Genomic DNA, 1,019 nt, shown 5'->3' with positions numbered 1-1,019 from the left:
ACTCTGACGTTCAGAAGGTAATTTGTCGATGATTTTATTAATGTCTTCGATAAAGCCCATGTCGAGCATTCTATCGGCTTCATCAAGCACCAACACTTCAACTTCATCAAAGTGCACGGCACGTTGAGTATATAAGTCGAGTAAACGTCCCGGTGTTGCCACCAAAATATCAACACCATCGATTAAGGCTTGTTTTTGCGGCTTCTCATCAACTCCACCATAAATGGCAATAGAAGTTAATGGTAAATGCTTGGCGTACTGCACTACGTTGGCGTGAACTTGCACTGCGAGTTCGCGAGTTGGGGTTAAAATCAACGCTCGAATACGTTTTGCACGCTGGATTTCAGTGTCGGCTAAGCGTTCTAATATTGGTAATACAAAACTTGCGGTTTTACCGGTACCAGTTTGCGCAGCGGCGAGCAGGTTCTTACCCTTTAAAATAACCGGAATAGTCTGTTGTTGAATAGGTGTCGGCTGACTGTATCCCACTTCATGTAGGGCATTGACAATCGTGTCGCGTAATCCAAGTGTCGAAAAAGGCATGAAAGTGGGTCTCAGTAGTAAAACAAGAATAAAGCATTATAGAGGCTACGCATAACAAGCGCTAACACCTCGTTAATATAAAGTCATACTAGACAACGGCGAGACGAAGCATCACTCAAATTGTCAGTATTGTATTAAAACACAAATGAAAAAAGACGTCCGAAGACGTCTTTTTTCATAATATGGCGGTGAGCGAGAGATTCGAACTCTCGTTAGGGATAAACCTAAACACACTTTCCAGGCGTGCGCCTTCAGCCACTCAGCCAGCTCACCAATTTGTGACTGACTTTTTATCCATACCATTAAAAGTCATCAGATAAAAAGGCAGTACTTAATATTTGATTCTATTGAGTGGAATAATTACCTCTCAATAATACAAAACCACTTAATACTAACCGCGGCAGTGCTAATCGAGGCGTACTTTACGCAAATGATGATAGCGGGTCAAGCTAAAAAACCCCACTATCAAGCGTTTG

General features: G+C 42.2%; 1 protein-coding gene and 1 tRNA gene. Both read right to left on the bottom strand.

The features are described 5' to 3' along the window. On the bottom strand, positions 1-543 hold a 543-nt coding region (locus CXF78_RS01750), incomplete at its 3' end, for a DEAD/DEAH box helicase (RefSeq protein WP_145991345.1). A 183-nt stretch (positions 544-726) separates the two neighbouring features. Next, a tRNA-Ser gene (locus CXF78_RS01745) sits at positions 727-816 on the bottom strand. Between the last annotated feature and the right edge of the window lie 203 nt (positions 817-1,019).

The organism is Shewanella sp. 11B5, assembly GCF_002836795.1.
GTDB lineage: Bacteria > Pseudomonadota > Gammaproteobacteria > Enterobacterales > Shewanellaceae > Shewanella > Shewanella frigidimarina.
The sequence above is the reverse complement of the archived record's forward strand: the minus strand, read 5'-3'. Positions and strand labels throughout refer to the sequence as shown.